Raw genomic sequence first — 17,580 nt, forward strand, 5'->3', positions numbered from 1 at the left:
GGTATCATAAGATGAAGATTGTGAAGAAACAGGAGGGAAAGTCCGTGTATTTTGTCGACCGGAACCAAATTGGTGAATCACTTACACATATGGAAAGTTTGCTTGCTTTGTACAATAGTGAAAATGAGTGGCAGGAGGACATCATCCATACCCTTGCGCTTGAACGGATAACAACTGTTATTATCGAATCAATAATAGATGTTGGTAACGCAATGATTGACGGTTTCATCATGCGTGACCCAGGGAGTTATGAAGACATTATCGACATTATGGATGACGAGCGCGTCATTACGCAGGAAATGGCCGATCCGTTGAAACAGGTGGTTGAGCTTAGGAAGATGATTGTCCGTGATTTCACAAAAGTGGATAGTAGAGTAATCCAGGAAGTTTTAAATGCTTCGATGGATGAACTACTTGCGTTTCCAATCAAAGTTCGCCATTATCTTGAAAATGAACTAGGACCGGTATCCGCTTTTTTACCGGAAAATAAATGATCAAGGAAAAATATAATGCAATCTGCCTTGACTTGGATGGCACTGTCTACCGGGGAATTGAACCGATTCCAGAAGCGGTCACTTTCATCGGGAATATGCAGCATAGAGGAATCGATCCATATTTCATTACAAACAATTCTTCGATGACTCGCCTGCAGCTTCAAGAAAAACTGGCTTCATTCGGAATTAAAGCAGACAGCGACCGCATCATGACATCCGCGATTGCTGCTGCCAAGTATTGCAAAGGGAATCATGATGGCGCATCAGTCATGATGATTGGTGAAAAAGGATTGGAAGAAGCGTTGGCGTTCGAAGGGATTGAGGTGGTGAAAGAGAATCCGGATGTTATTATCATGGGGATTGATCGTGGTGTAACATACGCTAAATTAGCGGATGCTTGTCTTGCAATCCGAGCCGGAGCACATTTCATCGCAACGAATAGCGATAAAGCGTTTCCGACTGAGAGAGGGCTTGTCCCGGGTAACGGATCATTCGCTAAGTTGATGGAGAATGCAACGGGAGTTTCGCCGGTATATGTCGGAAAACCTGAACCGCATATGCTAGGTTTCATCCAGCAGGAAAATGGTTATTGTAAAGAAGAGATGGTAATGATTGGTGATAATTATGATACTGATATCCTAGCGGGTATTCGTTTCGGCATAGATACTGTCCATGTTGCCGGGGGAGTGACCTCACTGGAAGAAATACGTGCGAAACAACACAGGCCGACACATTCACTTCGGACATTACTGGAGCTTGGCATATAAAAAGGCTAACCGCCTTGAATAGGCGGTTAGCCATGACTGGTGCTCAAAAGAGCGGATTGTCTTCTATGAATTGATAGATACGTGCTGTCAGTTCGTCATTCGTATCCGCCTCGACGATTTCACCATTGACTACCGCATACAAAGTTTCGGCACATTTTGTACAATAGCTTAAACAGCCGTACTCAAGAACGTCCAAATTTGGGTCTTTTTCCAATTTCTCAAATGTTTCTTGTGAACCGTTTGCAATATTACTTATGCAAAATTCGACAATAGGATTCACGATGATCACCTCACCTAATTGGAATCCTACTCTTTTTATCCTCGCGCGTCAATTATCCCGTATTACTATTTGGATGTTCCTTACTCCGTGGAGATGAACTACTAATTGACGGGAAAGTCATTCCACTACGTAATGTTTCGCTTTCTTATGACTCATTGTGAAACATGTCACAAACTGCTATAATCGTATTTGGGAAAATAACGGATTACTGTATTACGAAGGAGAAATCTTATGAGAAAACTTGTGCTATTAGGTGCCGGATACGGAAATATTCGTATCTTACTGCGTTTATTAAACAAAGATTTACCGGATGACGTTGAAATAACGCTCGTCGATCGAACACCCTTCCACAGCTTGAAGACCGAATTTTATGCCCTGGCTTCCGGGACTGTTTCGGATTCGGTAGTGCGTGTTCCGCTACCGGAACATGATCGATTAAAAGTTGTCGGCGGAGAAATTATCGAAATCAGACCGGATGAGAAATGTGTCTATCTTGATGATGGCGTGCAGATAAAGTTTGACGACCTTGTCATCGGTCTTGGGTGTGAGGATAATTACCATGACGTCCCAGGGGCGGCAGAATACACGTATAGTATCCAAACAATCGGAAAATCGCGGGTTACCTATGAAAAACTTCTTGGTCTAGGCAGCGGCGCGACGATAGGAATTGTCGGAGCGGGTTTAAGCGGGATCGAGCTCGCAAGTGAACTTCGGGAAAGCAGACCGGATTTGAATATTAAGCTATTTGATCGTGGTCCGCGTATTTTGAGGGATTTCCCCGAAAGACTCAGCAACTATGTCAAAGGATGGTTTGACGAGCATAATGTAGATGTGGTTGCGAGCTCCAACATTACGAAAGTTGAACCGACCACACTATATAATCATGAAGAAACAATAGCGGTCGATGCTGTCGTCTGGACTGCAGGTATTCGTCCTGTCGCACCCGTGCAGAATATCGATACGGAAAAAGACAGTTCAGGTCGTGTCGTACTGAATATGTATCATCAGATGCCTGAACATCATAATGTCTACGTCGTTGGTGACTGTGCTGCACTGCCTTATGCTCCAAGTGCACAAGTAGCCGAAGAACAAGCGGAACAGATTGTACGCGTTCTCCGCAACGTCTGGAACAATGAGCCATTGCCGGAGACGATGCCTGAAATTAAGCTAAAAGGCTTCCTCGGTTCTTTAGGTAAGAAGCAGGGCTTCGCCTATCTTGCCGATCGTACTGTAACAGGACGTATTGCAAGGCTACTGAAATCAGGTGTGCTTTGGATGTATAAATGGCATAACGGTTAATCACCTATTCAAAAATCCCTTTTTCGCACAGAACTGCGGAAAAGGGATTTTTTTGTTCTCATTTATCTTATAACGTTCTCATTTCAAGATTGGGCTACAAATCCTTGTTTTTCAAGGGCGGCAAAAACAGGTTTCAATTGAATATAACCTTCACCGATCATTTCGTCATTGATCATAACAAGGGGATAAAAGAACTCGTCATCCTGTATTTGTTGTGCAATTTTCTTATGTTTCTCATCGGTAATGTCCGATTCGATGTCAATGTATTCGATTGCATAGGGCTGGTCCGGATACTTTCTATCGATTGCTGCTTGTAACCACTCGTACGTGTCTTTGGATGAAGGTGCATTTACACAGCTGGCACAGATGATATCTGCTCCGAAAATTTCAATGGTAGTAGTACTTTTCGTCATTTTAATTGTCCCCTTCCGATTGAATGTTGGATTTTTTCTTCTTTCCAGTTTATAATAAGTATAAGGAAAGGAGAGTTAAAAAACAATGACAGATACAGAGCTTACTGAACCAGTACAAGAAGTATTAGATAAACTACGCCCATTCCTCCTTCGTGATGGAGGCGACTGTGAACTTGTGGATATTGAAGACGGTATCGTAAAACTCCGCCTTCTTGGTGCTTGCGGTACATGCCCAAGCTCGACGATCACACTTAAAGCAGGTATTGAACGCGCCCTACTGGAAGAAGTTCCAGGCGTCGTAGAAGTGGAACAAGTATTTTAAGTCAAACGTTGAGCGGACCAGTATTCGGTCCGCTTTTCTATTTCGCCTTCCATCGACCTATGCGTTTTAATATGGAGAGGGAAACAAGTTTTTTATTAATGTGAAACGGACGGATTTCCACGTGAATCTTTCTTTCGCACTATATATTTCAATGTAACTTATTTACCCGGATGCACGAGTTAATATGATTGCGTTAACGCTTAAATCATTGCTATGATAATGAAAAGAAAACAAAGGGAAGGTGAACACGAATGACACAAATTGTTGAGGTTACAAAAGCTGCGGCAATTCATGTAAGAGAAATGATGCGTCATAATGAGGAAGAAGGATCATTCCTGCGTGTCGCTGTGAACGGCGGAGGATGCAGCGGTTTAACGTACGGAATGGGCTTTGAAACTGAAAAGTCATCGGATGATATCCAGCTTGAACAGCACGGTTTACAAATTCTCGTATCCAAAGAAGATGCCGGAGTTCTTGAAGGTACACAAGTTGACTATAAAGAGTCCCTCATGGGGGGCGGATTTACTATAAATAATCCCAATGCGATTGCTTCCTGCGGTTGTGGGACATCATTCAGAACAGCTAAAAAAGCAGGAACCCCGGCAGACTGCTAATAGATTTCAAGCCCTCCTAAACCAAACTTAGGAGGTTTTTTTGTCGTTCTATTACATAATCATCTTTATAAGTCGATGTATTGAATACAGTGTATAAGCCAATCTCAGTCTCCTTTCATCAGTTATATTGAGGTAAGGTTCACCTGTTATCTGAATACTTTTTATCAATGAATTTGGTATCATCAATATATCGAGGAAAAGCCAGCGCAGGCGCCTTTCAGTGTCCAGTTGCTGGCACAATTCGAAGTACGTGAATTGTGTCAGAACTGGACACCGGGTAGCCTCCCGCGATAAGACTGGCGGTGGTTTTCCGCCCGGCTTATCGCGGGAGGCATCCGCAAAGCGCCGAAGCGTATTTCAAGGAAATCTTCACTTCCACTAAGTCAGTATTTTCAAATATCTTCTATTTTAAATATACTATTGAAATGGCGTATCAAAAGGGCTACTATTAGAGATAGAAGTTTGTCGAAAAAATGACAAAGGCCAGGACTGTGTAAATCGTCGGTGCAACCGATTTCACGTGGGCCGGGCACATAAAAAAATCAAAGGTGGTTTCGATCTTCGTGAAAAGACCGACAATTTTAGTATTAGGTGCAGGTTATGGCGGTTTAACTACAGTCGTTAATTTGCAAAAATCGCTAGGAGCAGACGATGCTGACATCGTTCTAATCAACAAAAATGATTATCACTATGAATCGACATGGCTTCACGAAGCAGCGGCAGGTACAATGTCTCCTGAATCCGTGCGTTATGATATTAAAGACGTCATTAACAGTAATAAAGTAAAATTCGTCAAAGCTGAAGTTACAGCAATCGACGTGAACGGGAAAGTCGTAACGACAAACGTCGGCACACATACATACGATTACCTAGTTATTTCACTTGGATTCGAAGGAGAAACATTTGGTATCCCAGGTCTTGATAAATACGCGTTGTCAATTGCAAACGTTAAAGCTGCACGTCAAATCCGCGAACATATCGAATATCAATTCGCGACTTGGTCAACTGAAGAAGTTAAAGACGATAGCCGTCTGACAATCATCGTTGGAGGAGCGGGCTTCACAGGCATCGAATTCCTTGGCGAACTTGGTAACCGTGTTCCTGAACTTTGCAAAGAGTTCGACGTTCCACAAGAAAAAGTACGCGTATTATGCGTAGAAGCAGCTCCTATGGTTCTTCCAGGATTTGATCCTGAACTTGTAGATTATGCTGTTAAACATTTGAACTCTAAAGGAATCGAATTCTCAATCGGTACTCCGGTTGTAGAAGCTACTCCTGAAGGAGTCAATATTAAAAAAGGTGAAGACGTATTTGAATTCATCAAAGCCGGTACAGTCGTTTGGGCTGCGGGCGTCCGCGGTAACCGTCTGATTGAAGAGACTGGTATCGAAAACATGCGTGCCCGTGTCAAAGTCGACAAAGATCTCCGCGCTCCAGGTTATTCCGATGTATTCATCGTAGGGGACTGTGCGCTTATGATCAACGAAGAAGTCAACCGTCCTTACCCGCCAACTGCACAGATTGCTATGCAACAAGGTGATATGTGTGCGAACAACATCATCGCACTCATGAAAGGCAACCAAACTTCCGAGTTCACACCGGACTTGAAAGGTAGCGTTTGTTCACTTGGCGACACCGATGCGATCGGCGTTGCATTCGGTAAAAAAGTGACAGGTACAAAAGCTTCATTCTTGAAGAAAATGATTGATAACCGTGCGCTTTACATGATTGGCGGATTGGGTCTGACAATGAAAAAAGGTAAATTCAATCTGCTTAAATAAACATTTCTGAAGCACCCGTCTGTCAATGACTGCGGGTGCTTTTTTTGGAGGGAACTTTTTATGTCACGGAAAATGCGGGGAAATGTATGGCTCGGAGCGGCAGGGCTCGTTGTAAATAGCACGGGTCAGTGGCTAGTGGTCCGGAAAAACTACGGCGGTCTTAAAGGATTATGGTCCTTTCCGGCAGGTTTTGTGGAAGGAAATGAAACGGCGGACAACGCAGCCATTCGTGAAGTGGAAGAAGAGACAGGCATAGTTTGTCGGCTCGAAGGGATGATTGGATTCCGTACAGGTGTACTAAAAGGTGAAATAAGTGATAACATGGCAATATTTCTTCTCACACCTACAAGTGAAGGGCAGATTCTAGTCCCGCAATTGGGAGAAATTTCAGAGGTTGCATGGAAAAGCCCGTTCGAATTGAAAGCGGATAAAGATGTTTCTGTCATGATTCATGAAATTGCAGATAAGGTGATCGAATCGGGTTTTGACGAAATCGAGAATATTAATCCGGGAGATCAATTCGGCTATACTTCTTATAAACTGTTCTTCAAAAAATGACAGATATGTTGAAGAAATGACTATCAATATAAACTAAGTGAAGCCTCCTTCGCTGGTTCTTCTTGAGATATTAAAATACACCAAAAAAGTTCACTCTCATAGAATGGACTTGGCATTATCCATAATACTTGCTTCGCTTTATATGAGAATGCTTCTTCAGTAATAACCAGCGCAGGCGCCTCAAAGGGGTAGCCGAAGCCATAAGACTGACGACGAAGTTGTCCGGCTTATGGCGGGAGGCATCCCCGAGCGCCGCAGCGGATATTACGGTAAACGCTTATTCCACTTCTCTAATAGTGGACTTTTTCAATGGGCTCGAGCGGATTCAATGGAATTCTATATTTCAACCTTTATAGATACCAGTCGATTTTCCTTCTCGCGGAAAATCGACAAATTGACGAACGCGGCTAGTAATGTTGAAAGCTTACATCCATTCCTGTAAAATAATGAATGGAAAACGGAGGTAGTCACAAATGGGAACCATTTCGTTAACGCACGTTGTTTTATCTGTAATGATTTTCATAGTCATGTTTTTTGGTATAGGATTCCTATTAAATATGCTTCTTCGAATGACATGGTTGATGGCCATCATTTATCCGATTGTCGTCGTACTTATTATTGACGAAGTAAAAGTGTACGAATACTTCACGAAGCCAAAATACGCATTCAACCTTCTCAGTGAAAAAGTCATGGCACTCCATTCAGCGGATGTCATCATTTTAGTAAGCGGATTAGTAGGAGCGATCATTTCGGGCATCGTTATAAAATTACTAAGAAAACAAGGCTATCAAATGTTTTGAAAAAAGTGTGTGTACAAGCGATTATGCTTGTACACACACTTTTTTGTTTTAAATGATAAAAGTATAAAGAATAACAGAGATGAGGATACCGGTTACAGCTCCTGCGAACACTTCACTCGGTTTATGACCGAGCAATGTTTTCAGCTCTTGGATTTTTTGCGAACCGTCTTTGTGCTGCCAGCCTTTCGCTTCCTGAACAAACGTCTGGAAGTCCAATCGCATTTGATTGATGATAAGAGCTTGCTGTCCTGCCTGATAACGGATTCCCGTTGCGTCAAACATGACGATGACGGCAAAGATGGCCGAGACCGCAAATAGGGGGGAGTCGAGTCCTGTTTCGTAAGCGATTGCGGTTGTCAAAGAGGTGACCGCGGCGGAATGGGAGCTTGGCATTCCTCCAGTCGAAGTCATCAATCTCCAGTCGAGTTTACCACTGATGAAAAAATGGATAGGGATTTTGACAAATTGAGCAAAAATAATTCCAAATAATGCCGCAAGGAGCGGGGTGTTTTGTAAGAGAGCCATTTTATCCACTCCTTTTCAAAAATCGAAAATTGTAAAATTAGTATACCATATCGACATGATACAAAAAACTAGCACGTCCGGCGAACGGCCGAATCATTATAGACGGCAGAAAATTTAGGTTATACTAAAGAATGAATGAAAAATTGGAGGCAGTCAAATGAAAACACTAATTATGGAACCAGATTTCGGGAAAATTGAAGCCGATGTCCTTGTTATCGGCGTCCGGGAACATCCGGAAAATACAGAGGGATGGGAAGGCGTCGTCCGTTCTTTCAGTCCTCGTTTACCGGAATGGATTAAGTCGGGGGATATTAAAACAGAATTCAAAAAGATCGTCAAAATGCCGGCAATTGAAGAGCGTGGCTATAAGCGTGTCTTCTTCATCGGACTTGGTTTACAGAAGGAATTGACCGAAGATCGCTTGCGCCAATCGTTTGCTGCAATCGGAAGGGAGCTTGCAGCCGTGAAAGCAGTTTCTGTCGCAATATGGACGGCACCGTTCACGAACGACAATCTGAAGTGTGAAGATGTCGTCTTTGCAGCATCGGAAGGCATCGGGCTCGGCCTGTATAAGTTCGAAGGCTACCGTACCGATTCAAACGAACGCGATGTTGCTCTTGAAACACTATCATTTTTGTCTGAAGCGGATGAAGACGAACTGAAGGCGGCATTCGAAGTGGGAAAAGTCCACGCGTTTGCGGTCAATGAAGCACGTAATCTGGTCAATATGCCGTCAAATATCCTGACCGCGACTAAAATGGCAGCGTATGCACGTGAGGTTGCTGAAAAGTACGATTTCGAAATTGAAATCCTTGGAAAAAAGGAAATGGAAGAACTGGGAATGGGTGCCATCTTGGCAGTGAATAAAGGATCGGTTGAGGAACCCAAGCTGATTGTCATGAAATATGCAGCGACTGAGAAATGGGAAGATGTCGTCGGACTTGTCGGCAAAGGAATTACATATGACACGGGCGGCTATTCATTGAAACCGAAAGACGGGATGGTCGGTATGAAAGGGGATATGGGCGGAGCAGCGGCAGTTCTCGGCGCCATGACGATCATAGGGGAGTTGCGTCCGGCGAAAAATGTCATTGCTGTAATCGCCTCAACTGACAATATGGTTTCCGGGGAAGCTTTCAAACCGGATGATGTTATTACGTCACTAAGCGGTAAGACAATCGAAGTGCTCAATACGGATGCAGAAGGGCGCCTCGTTCTGGCAGATGCGGTTACATACGCCAAGCAGGCCGGTGCAGACTGCCTGATTGATGTTGCTACATTAACCGGAGGCGTTATCGTTGCGCTCGGTATGGATAAGACAGGAGCGCTTACAAACGATGAAGGGTTCTTTGAGGAATTCATGCAAGCATCAATGGAAACGGGAGAATTTGTCTGGAGGCTGCCGTTGACGGAAAGCGATAAGAAAAGACTTCGTAAAAGTGATGTAGCGGACTTGAATAACTCGCCCGGCAGAGATGGGCATATGATTTTCGGCGGCGGTTTTGTAGGGGAATTCGCGGGCGACACACCGTGGATCCATCTTGACATTGCAGGAACATCGGATGCTTCAGCTGCACACGATTTGGGACCAAAAGGAGCGACGGGTGTCATGGTACGTACCCTTGCGACACTTGTTGAACGAATGGCGGATACCGATATAGAAGGCTGATAGGCAATTGTCCCACTTCCCACTGAATGACGCGAATAAGATAAGTGGGAAAGGGGAATGATTATGCCTAGAGGTGGTTTTCACGGTGGCGGCTTTGGCCGCGGTTTTGGTCATGGTGGCTTCGGACGCGGCGGCTTTGGCCGTGGTTTCGGTTTTGGAGGATTTGGCGGACCTTTTATCGGAGGATTTGCCGGTAGTTTATTAGGTAGTGCATTGTTCCCGGGGGGCGGATATCAGTCGTACCCACCGTACCCGTACCCGTACCCGTATTATCCATATCCATACTATCCGTATCAACCATACGGATACTACGGGCCTTATTAAAAGATGAAAATGCCTGTCAACCGAATTTTCGGCTGACAGGCATTTTTTAATCTTCTTTCTGATGAGTTGGGGGATTCTTTAGTTTGGCCTGCTTGATAACTTCCGCAAAATCGTCCCCGACGGTAAGTTTAGTCGGTTTTACACCCGATATGTAAGCTGCGCGGCTCATCAGATGTCCTCCTATCGGAGAGGTAATGAACAAGAATGCAATTGCAAGTAGGAGCTGTATGCTAAAGTGTCCTTCCTTCAACCAAAAGTGAAAAAATACACCCAACAGAATACTGAGCACGCCCAGCGTCGCGCTTTTGGAAGCCGCGTGCGCTCTCGTATACACGTCCGGTAAACGAATGACGCCAATGACTGTCACGATGGTGAAAACGATGCCGACGACGATTGTAAGGACAATGAGGATGTTAGCTAGTACGATCACGCTCAATTATCTCTCCTTTCTCAATGAATTTAGAGAATGATACCGTTCCGATGAATGACATAATCGCAATCAGCAAGATGACTTCCATGAAAAAACCAGTATCGAATAGGATCGATAGGAGAGCGATTGCGGAAATAAGCATGACACCGATTGCATCCAACGCGACGAGACGATCCGGAACGGATGGACCGCGGTAAACACGATACAATAGGCCGACAATTGACAGGATGACCAGGATGAGGCATACCCATATGAATGTCGTCATGGTCGGCTCACCTCCTTGATTGCTTTTTCAAATGAATTTTTAATGGAGTCAATTGCATCATCCACATCATCAACATCGATGGCATGAATATAAAGCGTTTTTTGATCATCCGACACGTTCAAAACAATGGTACCCGGCGTCAATGTAATCAGGCTTGATAACAATGTGATTTCCCAATCATGTTCAAGGTCGGTCGGTAAAGCGAAAATCATCGGCTGAATATTCATCTTCGGGCGCAAGACAACCTGCAGCACTGAAATATTGGACAATGTCAATTCCTTGAAGAAGAGGAGTGCTAATTTCAATGTAGCCCAAAGCCGCCAAATGTACAGTCTATCCGAGAAAAAACGCCTCGTCATAATGATCAAAAGCAGACCAATCAAGAACCCTATGATGAATGTCGAAGCGGTGAATGAGGTGCTCATGAACATCCAGACGAGAGCGATGAAAAAGTTCAATAATAGTTGAAATGCCATCGTTCATCTACTCCTTTAACACCGCATCAATATAGATGGATGGTTGTAGTAATACATCTGTTGCGTCCGTCATGTAAGGAACGAGCCATTCAGTACCAACCCCGAACAACACAGATAGAATGACTAATGCAACAGCAGGCATCATCATCTTCCGGAATGTACGACGGTTTGTTTTCGGCAATTCCACGATGGTGGGATCTCCCCAGAATGCGTAGACGAAAATCCGGATGACAGATAGTAGGACCACAAGGCTCGATGCGAGGATGATAATACTCCCAAAGACGTCACCCGCTTCGAATGCGCCTTTCACAATCAGAAGCTTTCCAACGAAACCGCTTAACGGCGGAATGCCTGCCAATCCAAATGCAGCGATCAGATACATCCAGCCAAGCGGAGCGTGGGTTTTCATCAACCCGCCCATTTTACGCAAGTTGGACGTTCCAGTTACGTAAATAATAATACCAATCAATAGAAACAAGGCTCCTTTGATAAGCATATCGTGGATCAGGTAGAAAACAGCACCCGATATACCGGCCTCGTTCATTTGTGCGGCGCCGAATAATATAACACCCACGGCAATGACGATATTGTAAATGATTATTTGTTTTAAATCGAAATAGGCAAGTGCACCAATACAGCCGGCAACGATAGTAAGAAGTGCCAGTGCGGATAATAAGCCATGTGTAAATCCGGTGTCATGAACAAAAAACAGCGTATACGTTCGGATGATTGCATAGATACCGACTTTTGTCAGCAATGCACCGAATAGGGTAAGCACCGGTATTGGAGGTGCGGAGTAAGATCCCGGCAACCAGAAGTAAAGCGGGAAAAGGGATCCTTTCACTCCGAAAACGAGTAGAAAGAGAACTGCAATCACCGTTATAATACCGGGTTGACCAATTTCAGCAATCTTCACTGAAATATCGGCCATATTTAATGTACCAACGACAGAGTAGAGATAAGCAACTGTGATAACGAATAATGCTGATGAAATGACATTGACGAGTATGTATTTGATTGATTCGCGAAGCTGCCTTTTCTCGCCGCCCAGCACGATTAACAGGTAAGAGGCGATGAGCAGCACTTCGAAGAATACGAACATATTGAAAATATCACCAGTTGTAAATGCACCATTGATGCCCGTAATCATGAACAGAATAGCGGGATAATAAAAATGGCGCTCCCGCTCTTCACCAATCGCATTGAAACTGTAGATCACAACAAATAGCGTAATTAAAATCGTTGTCGTTACGAGCAATGCGGATAACATATCGGAAACCATCGATATGCCGAATGGTGCAGGCCAACTTCCGAGTGTGATTGCTTGCACGCCATCCGCTTTCACTGTTGCAACAAGGTAAAGCGCCGCAACCAGGCTGATTAGCAGCCCGATAACAGTCAACAAACGCTGTGCCCTTATATTCTCCTTGAAGAACAGGAGGATTATTGCGAAAAGGAATGGCAATATGATTGGGAATAACAGTAGATTAATCATGTTCGTCATTTCCTTTCATGAGATTCATGTTATCAGTCTGATGCTCGGCATACGTCCGGTAAGCTAAAACGAGGATGAATGCGGTAACACCGAAACTGATAACGATCGCCGTTAAAATAAGCGCTTGCGGCAAAGGGTCAGCAAAATCGGTTACGCCTTCCGTCAAGACAGGCGGGGCAGCACCGCCAAGTCCACCCATCGTAAGAATGAGCAAGTGGGCGCCGTGGCTCAACAGGCCGGTCCCTAGTATGACTTTGAGGAGGCTTCTGGATAGTATCAAATAGACGGCTGCCATGAAAAGGATTCCGACGACGATAGCCATTAGAAATTCCATTATGCGTCCCCTCCAATCGTTTGGATCATTGTAACAGCTGCCCCTACAACAACGAGATAAACGCCGGCATCGAAAATCATCGCTGTATGCAGAGAGGTTGTACCGAATAAAGGCAATGTGAAATCGTCAAAAGCGTGTGTAAAGAAGGGAACGTTGAAAAAGATCGAGCCTGCCGCCGTGCCGAGAGCAAGCAATAAACCGATGCCTGTCACAATAGTAAAGTTGAATGGCAGCGCTTTTTGTACGGTTTTCAGATCGAAGGCGAGCAGCAGGAGGACGATGGCACCGGTTGTCAGCAACCCTCCAACGAATCCTCCTCCTGGTGTATAGTGCCCTGCAAAGAAAATATGGATTGAAAAAAGGAAAATGATGAAGAATACGAGTTTTGTTGTCGTTTGCAAAATGACATCATTTGTTTTCATCCGTACTCTCCTCCTTTCTAGACAACTTCAGACGAATCATTGCAAGGACCGCGATTCCAGCGATTGAAAGAACCGCAATTTCAAATAATGTATCAAATCCACGGTAATCTACGAGAATGACGTTGACGATATTACCGCCCCCAGCTTCTGTTGCAACCGTATCTTTGTAATACTGTGATATCGAGGGAATCAGTTTTTGTGAATGGGCTGATAAAGCAACTAAAGTCACAGTGATTCCGACACCTGCCGCGATAATCAGATTTCCAAGCTTGTTGCGTTTCGTTAGGCCGTGATTAGAAAGTGACGGCAAATGCTTAAAGGCCAACAAGAACAAGGCAACTGAAATCGTTTCGATGACGAGCTGTGTAAGCGCCAAATCCGGTGCTTTGAAAATGACAAAGAATAATGCAACCGAATACCCGACTCCGCCAAGTGCGATAATGGCAGATAGCCGTGTCTTGGCGAGTAAAACCATAGAAACTGCAATAACTAGAACGATAGCATTCAAGATGCCGTACAAGTTTATCGGTGTAAAACTCTCCATGTCCACAACGAACGCTTCTTTGATGAATAGCGTTGCGGCTGTGATGGCAGCAATGAATGCGAACATATAAATCAGATACGTGCGGATCAAACCAGTCATATAGAAGCGGGAAATTCTATTCATCCCACCTTCACTGAATAGCATGGCTGAATCATACAAAGCATTCAACGACATGTACTCGGGATGGATATCGTACAGTTTCTGCCATCTCGCCATTGTCAGGAATAAGATAAACCCGACTCCTACAAGCGAAACTGTCATCCATAATTCCGGAGCGGCAAAGCCGTGCCAAGCTGCAACGTCAACCTTGACATCAGAGGGATGACTGTATAAACCGGGCTGGATAGCCATCACAGCAGGTTTCACAAACCACTTTCCAATGATGTTCGGTATGAAGAAGATGACAACAACTAGTGAAGCGAGAATTACTGGAGATACTAGCATCCCACTAGGCGCTTCATGCGGTTTATTCGGAAGCGGTTCGCTTTTTTGTCGTCCTGCAAACGTCTTGAATACAAAGTAAAAACTATAGACGAACGTAAAGACACTGGCAATCCAGGCAATGACAGGGAAGAGAATTCCCCATGTCGCAAAGTTGAACAGTTCAAAATGACGAATTGCCAACATTGATTGAAGGAACATTTCCTTACTCAGGAAGCCGCTGAATGGTGGCAGACCTGCCATCGACATTGAGCCGATGAAAGCAACCGTGAAGCTGACCGGCATGATACTCATCAACCCGCCGAGTTTCCGGATATCCCGGGTACCGGTTTCATGGTCGACAATACCTGCAATCATGAACAGACTACCTTTGAAAGTCGCGTGATTGATCAAATGAAAAATCGCAGCGAATGTTGCAAATTTAAAGATGGCATCATCCGAGTGATAAGCGAGCGCACCGGCACCTAGCAGAGACATGATCAGTCCTAGTTGGCTGACTGTCGAAAAAGCTAGAATCGCTTTCAAATCGGTTTGCTTCACTGCGAATAGTGATCCACAAAACAGTGTCAGAAGTCCGATGCCGGTAACGAGCCAGATCCATACTTCGGACACGGCGAAAATAGGCGTGAACCGGGCGACAAGGTAAAGCCCCGCTTTCACCATCGTTGCGGAGTGCAGATAGGCACTGACCGGTGTAGGCGCTTCCATTGCATCCGGAAGCCAAATATGGAACGGGAACTGCGCTGATTTCGTGAATGCACCGAGCAATACCAATACGAGCGCAAGCGTGAAGAATTCATGCCCTACAAAGGTGGATGCATTGGCGATAAGTTCTCGGATGGAAAATGTATCCCCCATAATTCCTAACAGAATGAATCCCCCAAGTAACATCAGCCCGCCAAATACAGTAATCATCATCGATTTCAATGCACCAAATCGTGAACGGTCACGTGTATTCCAATAGCCGATAAGCAGGAATGATGAAATGGAAGTCAATTCCCAGAATAAATAAAGGGAAATCACGTTGTCCGATTGCACGACCCCTAACATGGCACTCATGAAAATTAAAAGATAGACATAGAAGTTATTCAACTTTTCCCGGTTTTTATCGAGATAAAAGATGGAATAAAGGACAACTAGCGAGCCGATACCAGTTATGAGCAAAGTAAACAGCAAGCTGAGACCATCAATATACGATACGAACGAAATTCCAAGGGATGGAATCCATTGCAGCTCTGCTATAGCATGTCCGCCGTCCATCGTTGTCTTGATGAAACCAATGTAATAAATGAAAAGAACTATGGGAACGAGTAAAACGAACCATCCAGTATGTATGGCTTTCAGTTTCCTGAATAGCAGGGGAACGACTAGGGCTGCCACTATCGGCAGAAAAATCAGTAATACGAAATTCAAGAAAATCCTCCTTCCTGATGATTGAAACAATATTCTCTGCATCGTTTTAAAGTATAGCGTAAATAGACAGCGTTTGCATACATCACTTCCGCAAGTTATTGCTTAAATAGACTCACTTCTTATATTATAGGAATGGAGAAATAGTAATAATATTGAGGTGTGTAAATGAAAAATCCTTATCTATTCGGTTATTTGCCATTTGTAACAATTGTTCTATTCAGTTTGACCTTCGGAGTCTATACAGTAGGCGTGTCGGTGGAGTTGTTCAAAGGAATCGGATTATATGCAGGAATGCGGGAGTTTCTGACAGATATACAGTTACGTATTTTTCTGCTTATCATATATGGGTTACTATTTTTTATGCTTTTTTCTGCATTGAAATTGATTGCGGAGACGATTCATGAAACCGCAATGCTGTTCTTTTCAAAAGACGTGGAGGGGGAATCATATAGCAAGGCTCGCGGGGGCAATGTCATTTACTTTTTTGGCGCGCTTGCATCGGCCGGAGGTATCCATTCGATTATCCTTTTGATAACTATATTTCTCTTGACAACGTTCGTCTATTTCATCTATGTCGTTTATAAGTTGAGCAGATTCATGACAATCGTCAGCACAATCGGGCTGATCGTCTTTGAAATTATCAGTTGGAGTGTACTAGTTTCCGTACTTTTGTACATTTTACTGAAGCTTTATACGGGAGTTGTTGCAAGTCTGCCGTTCATCGACAAGTAACGGTCTTATATAAATTGAAATTAGGAATTCCTTCAAATCTATCTCCTCTACCTGGTGTCCTTTTACTTACACAATTCATGTCCACTTGTATAGAGCGGAATAAGCGTTTCCTGTAATACACGCTTCGGCGCTTGGGGATGCCTCCCGCCCAAAGCCAGACAACTTCGTCGTCAGTCTTAGGGCTCCGGCTACCCCAGTAAGGCGCCTTCGCTGGTTTCTCTTTAGTAGATTGGAGCTACTGAGAAAGTTTACGTCCACTATTATTTAGTGAAATAAGGAGCTCCCGTAATACACGCTGCGGCGCTCGGGGATGCCTTCCGCCCTAAGCCAGACAACTTCGTCGTCAGTCTTATGGCTACGGCTACCCCTGTGAGGCGCCTACGCTGGTATTTCTCGGGTATATTGGATTTACTGTGAATGTTCACGTCCACTATTACAGGGTGGGATAAGGATTGTCCATTTTACAAGCTCCGACGCTCGGGGATGAATTCCTGTTTCTCCCGGGTATATGATGCACCTAATTTATCGGTGCAGGGTTTAACTATAAAAGGCGATATTTCGTTCGGATTCGAACAGAAATATCGCCTTTTTAAATTCGTATTTACTTAGAGAAATCAAATACATCAGTTTTTCAGTAGTCGTACATATCTTCAGAAGCATCCCCATATAAGGCGAAGCGAGTATCATGGACAATGCTAAATCCAGACTATAAGCATGAAATTTTAATGTATTTAATATTCCTAGGAAAACCAGCGCAGGGCCTTTTAGTGTCCAGTTGCTGACACAATTCGAAGGACGTGAATTGTGTCAGAACTGGACACCGGGTAGCCGGAGCGATAAGACGAGCAGTGGTTTTCCACCCGGCTTATCGCAAGCCGCTGAAAAAGTTCTTTTTTATAGTAACAAGTAGTTGATTGTAGTGGAGAGCGGCGACTCCAGCGGGAACAGCGCGAGCTGAAGACCCCGCAGGAAAAGCCGTCACGAAGAACGGCTTTTGCGACCAAAAGCGTTAGCGTTGGGAGCATGGGGGAAGGATGCCTTAATTTCTGCCAAGAACGCAGAAATTAAGGCAAATCGAACCCTTCGCTGTTCGATTGGCTGAAGCCGTGCCCGCGGAAAGCGTCCGCTCGGAACGGAAATCAACGGGATTGAAGGAAATCGGGCTTTTTCAGTGATCTCTCA

The 17,580-nt window shown here is 44.3% G+C and carries 21 protein-coding genes; 11 read left to right on the plus strand and 10 right to left on the minus strand.

What is annotated here, in order from left to right; genetic code table 11:
- The first annotated feature begins 44 nt into the window (after positions 1–44).
- Entirely contained in the window at positions 45–494 is a 450-nt protein-coding gene (locus tag HDC33_RS14900; RefSeq protein WP_179393349.1) for a DUF86 domain-containing protein, read from the plus strand.
- Positions 491–1,261, plus strand: a complete 771-nt coding sequence (locus HDC33_RS14905) for a TIGR01457 family HAD-type hydrolase (RefSeq protein ID WP_179393350.1) — start codon at positions 491–493, stop codon at positions 1,259–1,261. The genes HDC33_RS14900 and HDC33_RS14905 overlap by 4 nt, the downstream gene beginning before the upstream one ends.
- 43 nt (positions 1,262–1,304) lie before the next feature.
- Here HDC33_RS14905 and HDC33_RS14910 read toward each other — a convergent pair whose 3' ends face one another.
- Positions 1,305–1,541 (minus strand): YuzB family protein, encoded by a 237-nt coding sequence (locus HDC33_RS14910; protein ID WP_179393351.1) that lies wholly within the window; start codon positions 1,539–1,541, stop codon positions 1,305–1,307.
- A gap of 231 nt (positions 1,542–1,772) precedes the next feature.
- On the opposite strand from HDC33_RS14910, the gene HDC33_RS14915 reads away from it, so the two are divergent.
- Positions 1,773–2,840, plus strand: coding sequence for an NAD(P)/FAD-dependent oxidoreductase (locus HDC33_RS14915; RefSeq protein WP_179393352.1), 1,068 nt, complete (start codon positions 1,773–1,775; stop codon positions 2,838–2,840).
- Between the two features lie 83 nt (positions 2,841–2,923).
- Here HDC33_RS14915 and HDC33_RS14920 read toward each other — a convergent pair whose 3' ends face one another.
- Positions 2,924–3,253, minus strand: a complete 330-nt coding sequence (locus HDC33_RS14920) for a YuzD family protein (RefSeq protein ID WP_179393353.1) — start codon at positions 3,251–3,253, stop codon at positions 2,924–2,926.
- A gap of 85 nt (positions 3,254–3,338) precedes the next feature.
- Between HDC33_RS14920 and HDC33_RS14925 the strand changes: the two genes are divergently transcribed.
- The 5 genes from HDC33_RS14925 to HDC33_RS14945 all read left to right on the plus strand — a co-directional run bounded on the left by HDC33_RS14925 (position 3,339) and on the right by HDC33_RS14945 (position 7,328).
- Positions 3,339–3,575 carry a NifU family protein gene (locus HDC33_RS14925; RefSeq protein ID WP_179393354.1) on the plus strand — a complete coding sequence of 79 codons (237 nt, stop codon included), beginning with the start codon at positions 3,339–3,341 and terminating at the stop codon, positions 3,573–3,575.
- A 251-nt stretch (positions 3,576–3,826) separates the two neighbouring features.
- Positions 3,827–4,189 carry a HesB/IscA family protein gene (locus HDC33_RS14930; RefSeq protein WP_179393355.1) on the plus strand — a complete coding sequence of 121 codons (363 nt, stop codon included), beginning with the start codon at positions 3,827–3,829 and terminating at the stop codon, positions 4,187–4,189.
- A gap of 563 nt (positions 4,190–4,752) precedes the next feature.
- On the plus strand, positions 4,753–5,970 hold the full coding sequence (locus HDC33_RS14935; protein ID WP_179393356.1) for an NAD(P)/FAD-dependent oxidoreductase: 1,218 nt from the start codon (positions 4,753–4,755) through the stop codon (positions 5,968–5,970).
- A 60-nt stretch (positions 5,971–6,030) separates the two neighbouring features.
- Positions 6,031–6,528: an NUDIX domain-containing protein gene (locus HDC33_RS14940; protein WP_179393357.1), complete on the plus strand. Its 498-nt coding sequence runs from the start codon at positions 6,031–6,033 to the stop codon at positions 6,526–6,528.
- 473 nt (positions 6,529–7,001) lie between these two features.
- On the plus strand, positions 7,002–7,328 hold the full coding sequence (locus HDC33_RS14945) for a YuiB family protein (RefSeq protein WP_179393358.1): 327 nt from the start codon (positions 7,002–7,004) through the stop codon (positions 7,326–7,328).
- Between the two features lie 48 nt (positions 7,329–7,376).
- On the opposite strand, the gene HDC33_RS14950 is transcribed toward HDC33_RS14945, so the two are convergent.
- Entirely contained in the window at positions 7,377–7,853 is a 477-nt protein-coding gene (locus tag HDC33_RS14950; protein ID WP_179393359.1) for a divergent PAP2 family protein, read from the minus strand.
- A gap of 157 nt (positions 7,854–8,010) precedes the next feature.
- Here HDC33_RS14950 and HDC33_RS14955 point away from each other — a divergent pair, with 157 nt between their 5' ends.
- Together HDC33_RS14955 and HDC33_RS14960 are read left to right on the plus strand one after the other, a co-directional pair.
- Entirely contained in the window at positions 8,011–9,522 is a 1,512-nt protein-coding gene (locus HDC33_RS14955) for a leucyl aminopeptidase (protein ID WP_179393360.1), read from the plus strand.
- Positions 9,523–9,585: 63 nt separating this feature from the next.
- Positions 9,586–9,846, plus strand: a complete 261-nt coding sequence (locus tag HDC33_RS14960) for a hypothetical protein (RefSeq protein ID WP_179393361.1) — start codon at positions 9,586–9,588, stop codon at positions 9,844–9,846.
- A gap of 46 nt (positions 9,847–9,892) precedes the next feature.
- Here HDC33_RS14960 and mnhG read toward each other — a convergent pair whose 3' ends face one another.
- From mnhG to HDC33_RS14995, 7 genes are read right to left on the minus strand one after another with little or no spacing between them, the layout of a single operon-like run.
- Positions 9,893–10,276, minus strand: coding sequence for a monovalent cation/H(+) antiporter subunit G (mnhG, locus tag HDC33_RS14965; protein WP_179393399.1), 384 nt, complete (start codon positions 10,274–10,276; stop codon positions 9,893–9,895).
- On the minus strand, positions 10,260–10,541 hold the full coding sequence (locus tag HDC33_RS14970) for a Na(+)/H(+) antiporter subunit F1 (RefSeq protein ID WP_179393362.1): 282 nt from the start codon (positions 10,539–10,541) through the stop codon (positions 10,260–10,262). The genes mnhG and HDC33_RS14970 overlap by 17 nt, the downstream gene beginning before the upstream one ends.
- Positions 10,538–11,017 (minus strand): Na+/H+ antiporter subunit E, encoded by a 480-nt coding sequence (locus HDC33_RS14975; RefSeq protein ID WP_179393363.1) that lies wholly within the window; start codon positions 11,015–11,017, stop codon positions 10,538–10,540. Before HDC33_RS14975 ends, HDC33_RS14970 begins: the two co-directional genes overlap by 4 nt.
- A gap of 7 nt (positions 11,018–11,024) precedes the next feature.
- Positions 11,025–12,512: a Na+/H+ antiporter subunit D gene (locus HDC33_RS14980; RefSeq protein ID WP_179393364.1), complete on the minus strand. Its 1,488-nt coding sequence runs from the start codon at positions 12,510–12,512 to the stop codon at positions 11,025–11,027.
- Positions 12,505–12,846: a Na(+)/H(+) antiporter subunit C gene (locus tag HDC33_RS14985; RefSeq protein ID WP_179393365.1), complete on the minus strand. Its 342-nt coding sequence runs from the start codon at positions 12,844–12,846 to the stop codon at positions 12,505–12,507. The genes HDC33_RS14980 and HDC33_RS14985 overlap by 8 nt, the downstream gene beginning before the upstream one ends.
- Positions 12,846–13,268: a Na(+)/H(+) antiporter subunit B gene (locus HDC33_RS14990; RefSeq protein WP_179393366.1), complete on the minus strand. Its 423-nt coding sequence runs from the start codon at positions 13,266–13,268 to the stop codon at positions 12,846–12,848. Before HDC33_RS14990 ends, HDC33_RS14985 begins: the two co-directional genes overlap by 1 nt.
- Positions 13,255–15,666 carry a Na+/H+ antiporter subunit A gene (locus tag HDC33_RS14995; protein ID WP_179393367.1) on the minus strand — a complete coding sequence of 804 codons (2,412 nt, stop codon included), beginning with the start codon at positions 15,664–15,666 and terminating at the stop codon, positions 13,255–13,257. Before HDC33_RS14995 ends, HDC33_RS14990 begins: the two co-directional genes overlap by 14 nt.
- A 165-nt stretch (positions 15,667–15,831) precedes the next feature.
- Here HDC33_RS14995 and HDC33_RS15000 point away from each other — a divergent pair, with 165 nt between their 5' ends.
- Complete coding sequence (locus tag HDC33_RS15000) at positions 15,832–16,398, plus strand: DUF5366 family protein (RefSeq protein ID WP_179393368.1); 567 nt, start codon at positions 15,832–15,834, stop codon at positions 16,396–16,398.
- Positions 16,399–17,580 lie beyond the last annotated feature (1,182 nt).

The sequence above is a fragment of the Sporosarcina sp. JAI121 genome, assembly GCF_013408665.1.
Lineage (GTDB): Bacteria > Bacillota > Bacilli > Bacillales_A > Planococcaceae > Sporosarcina.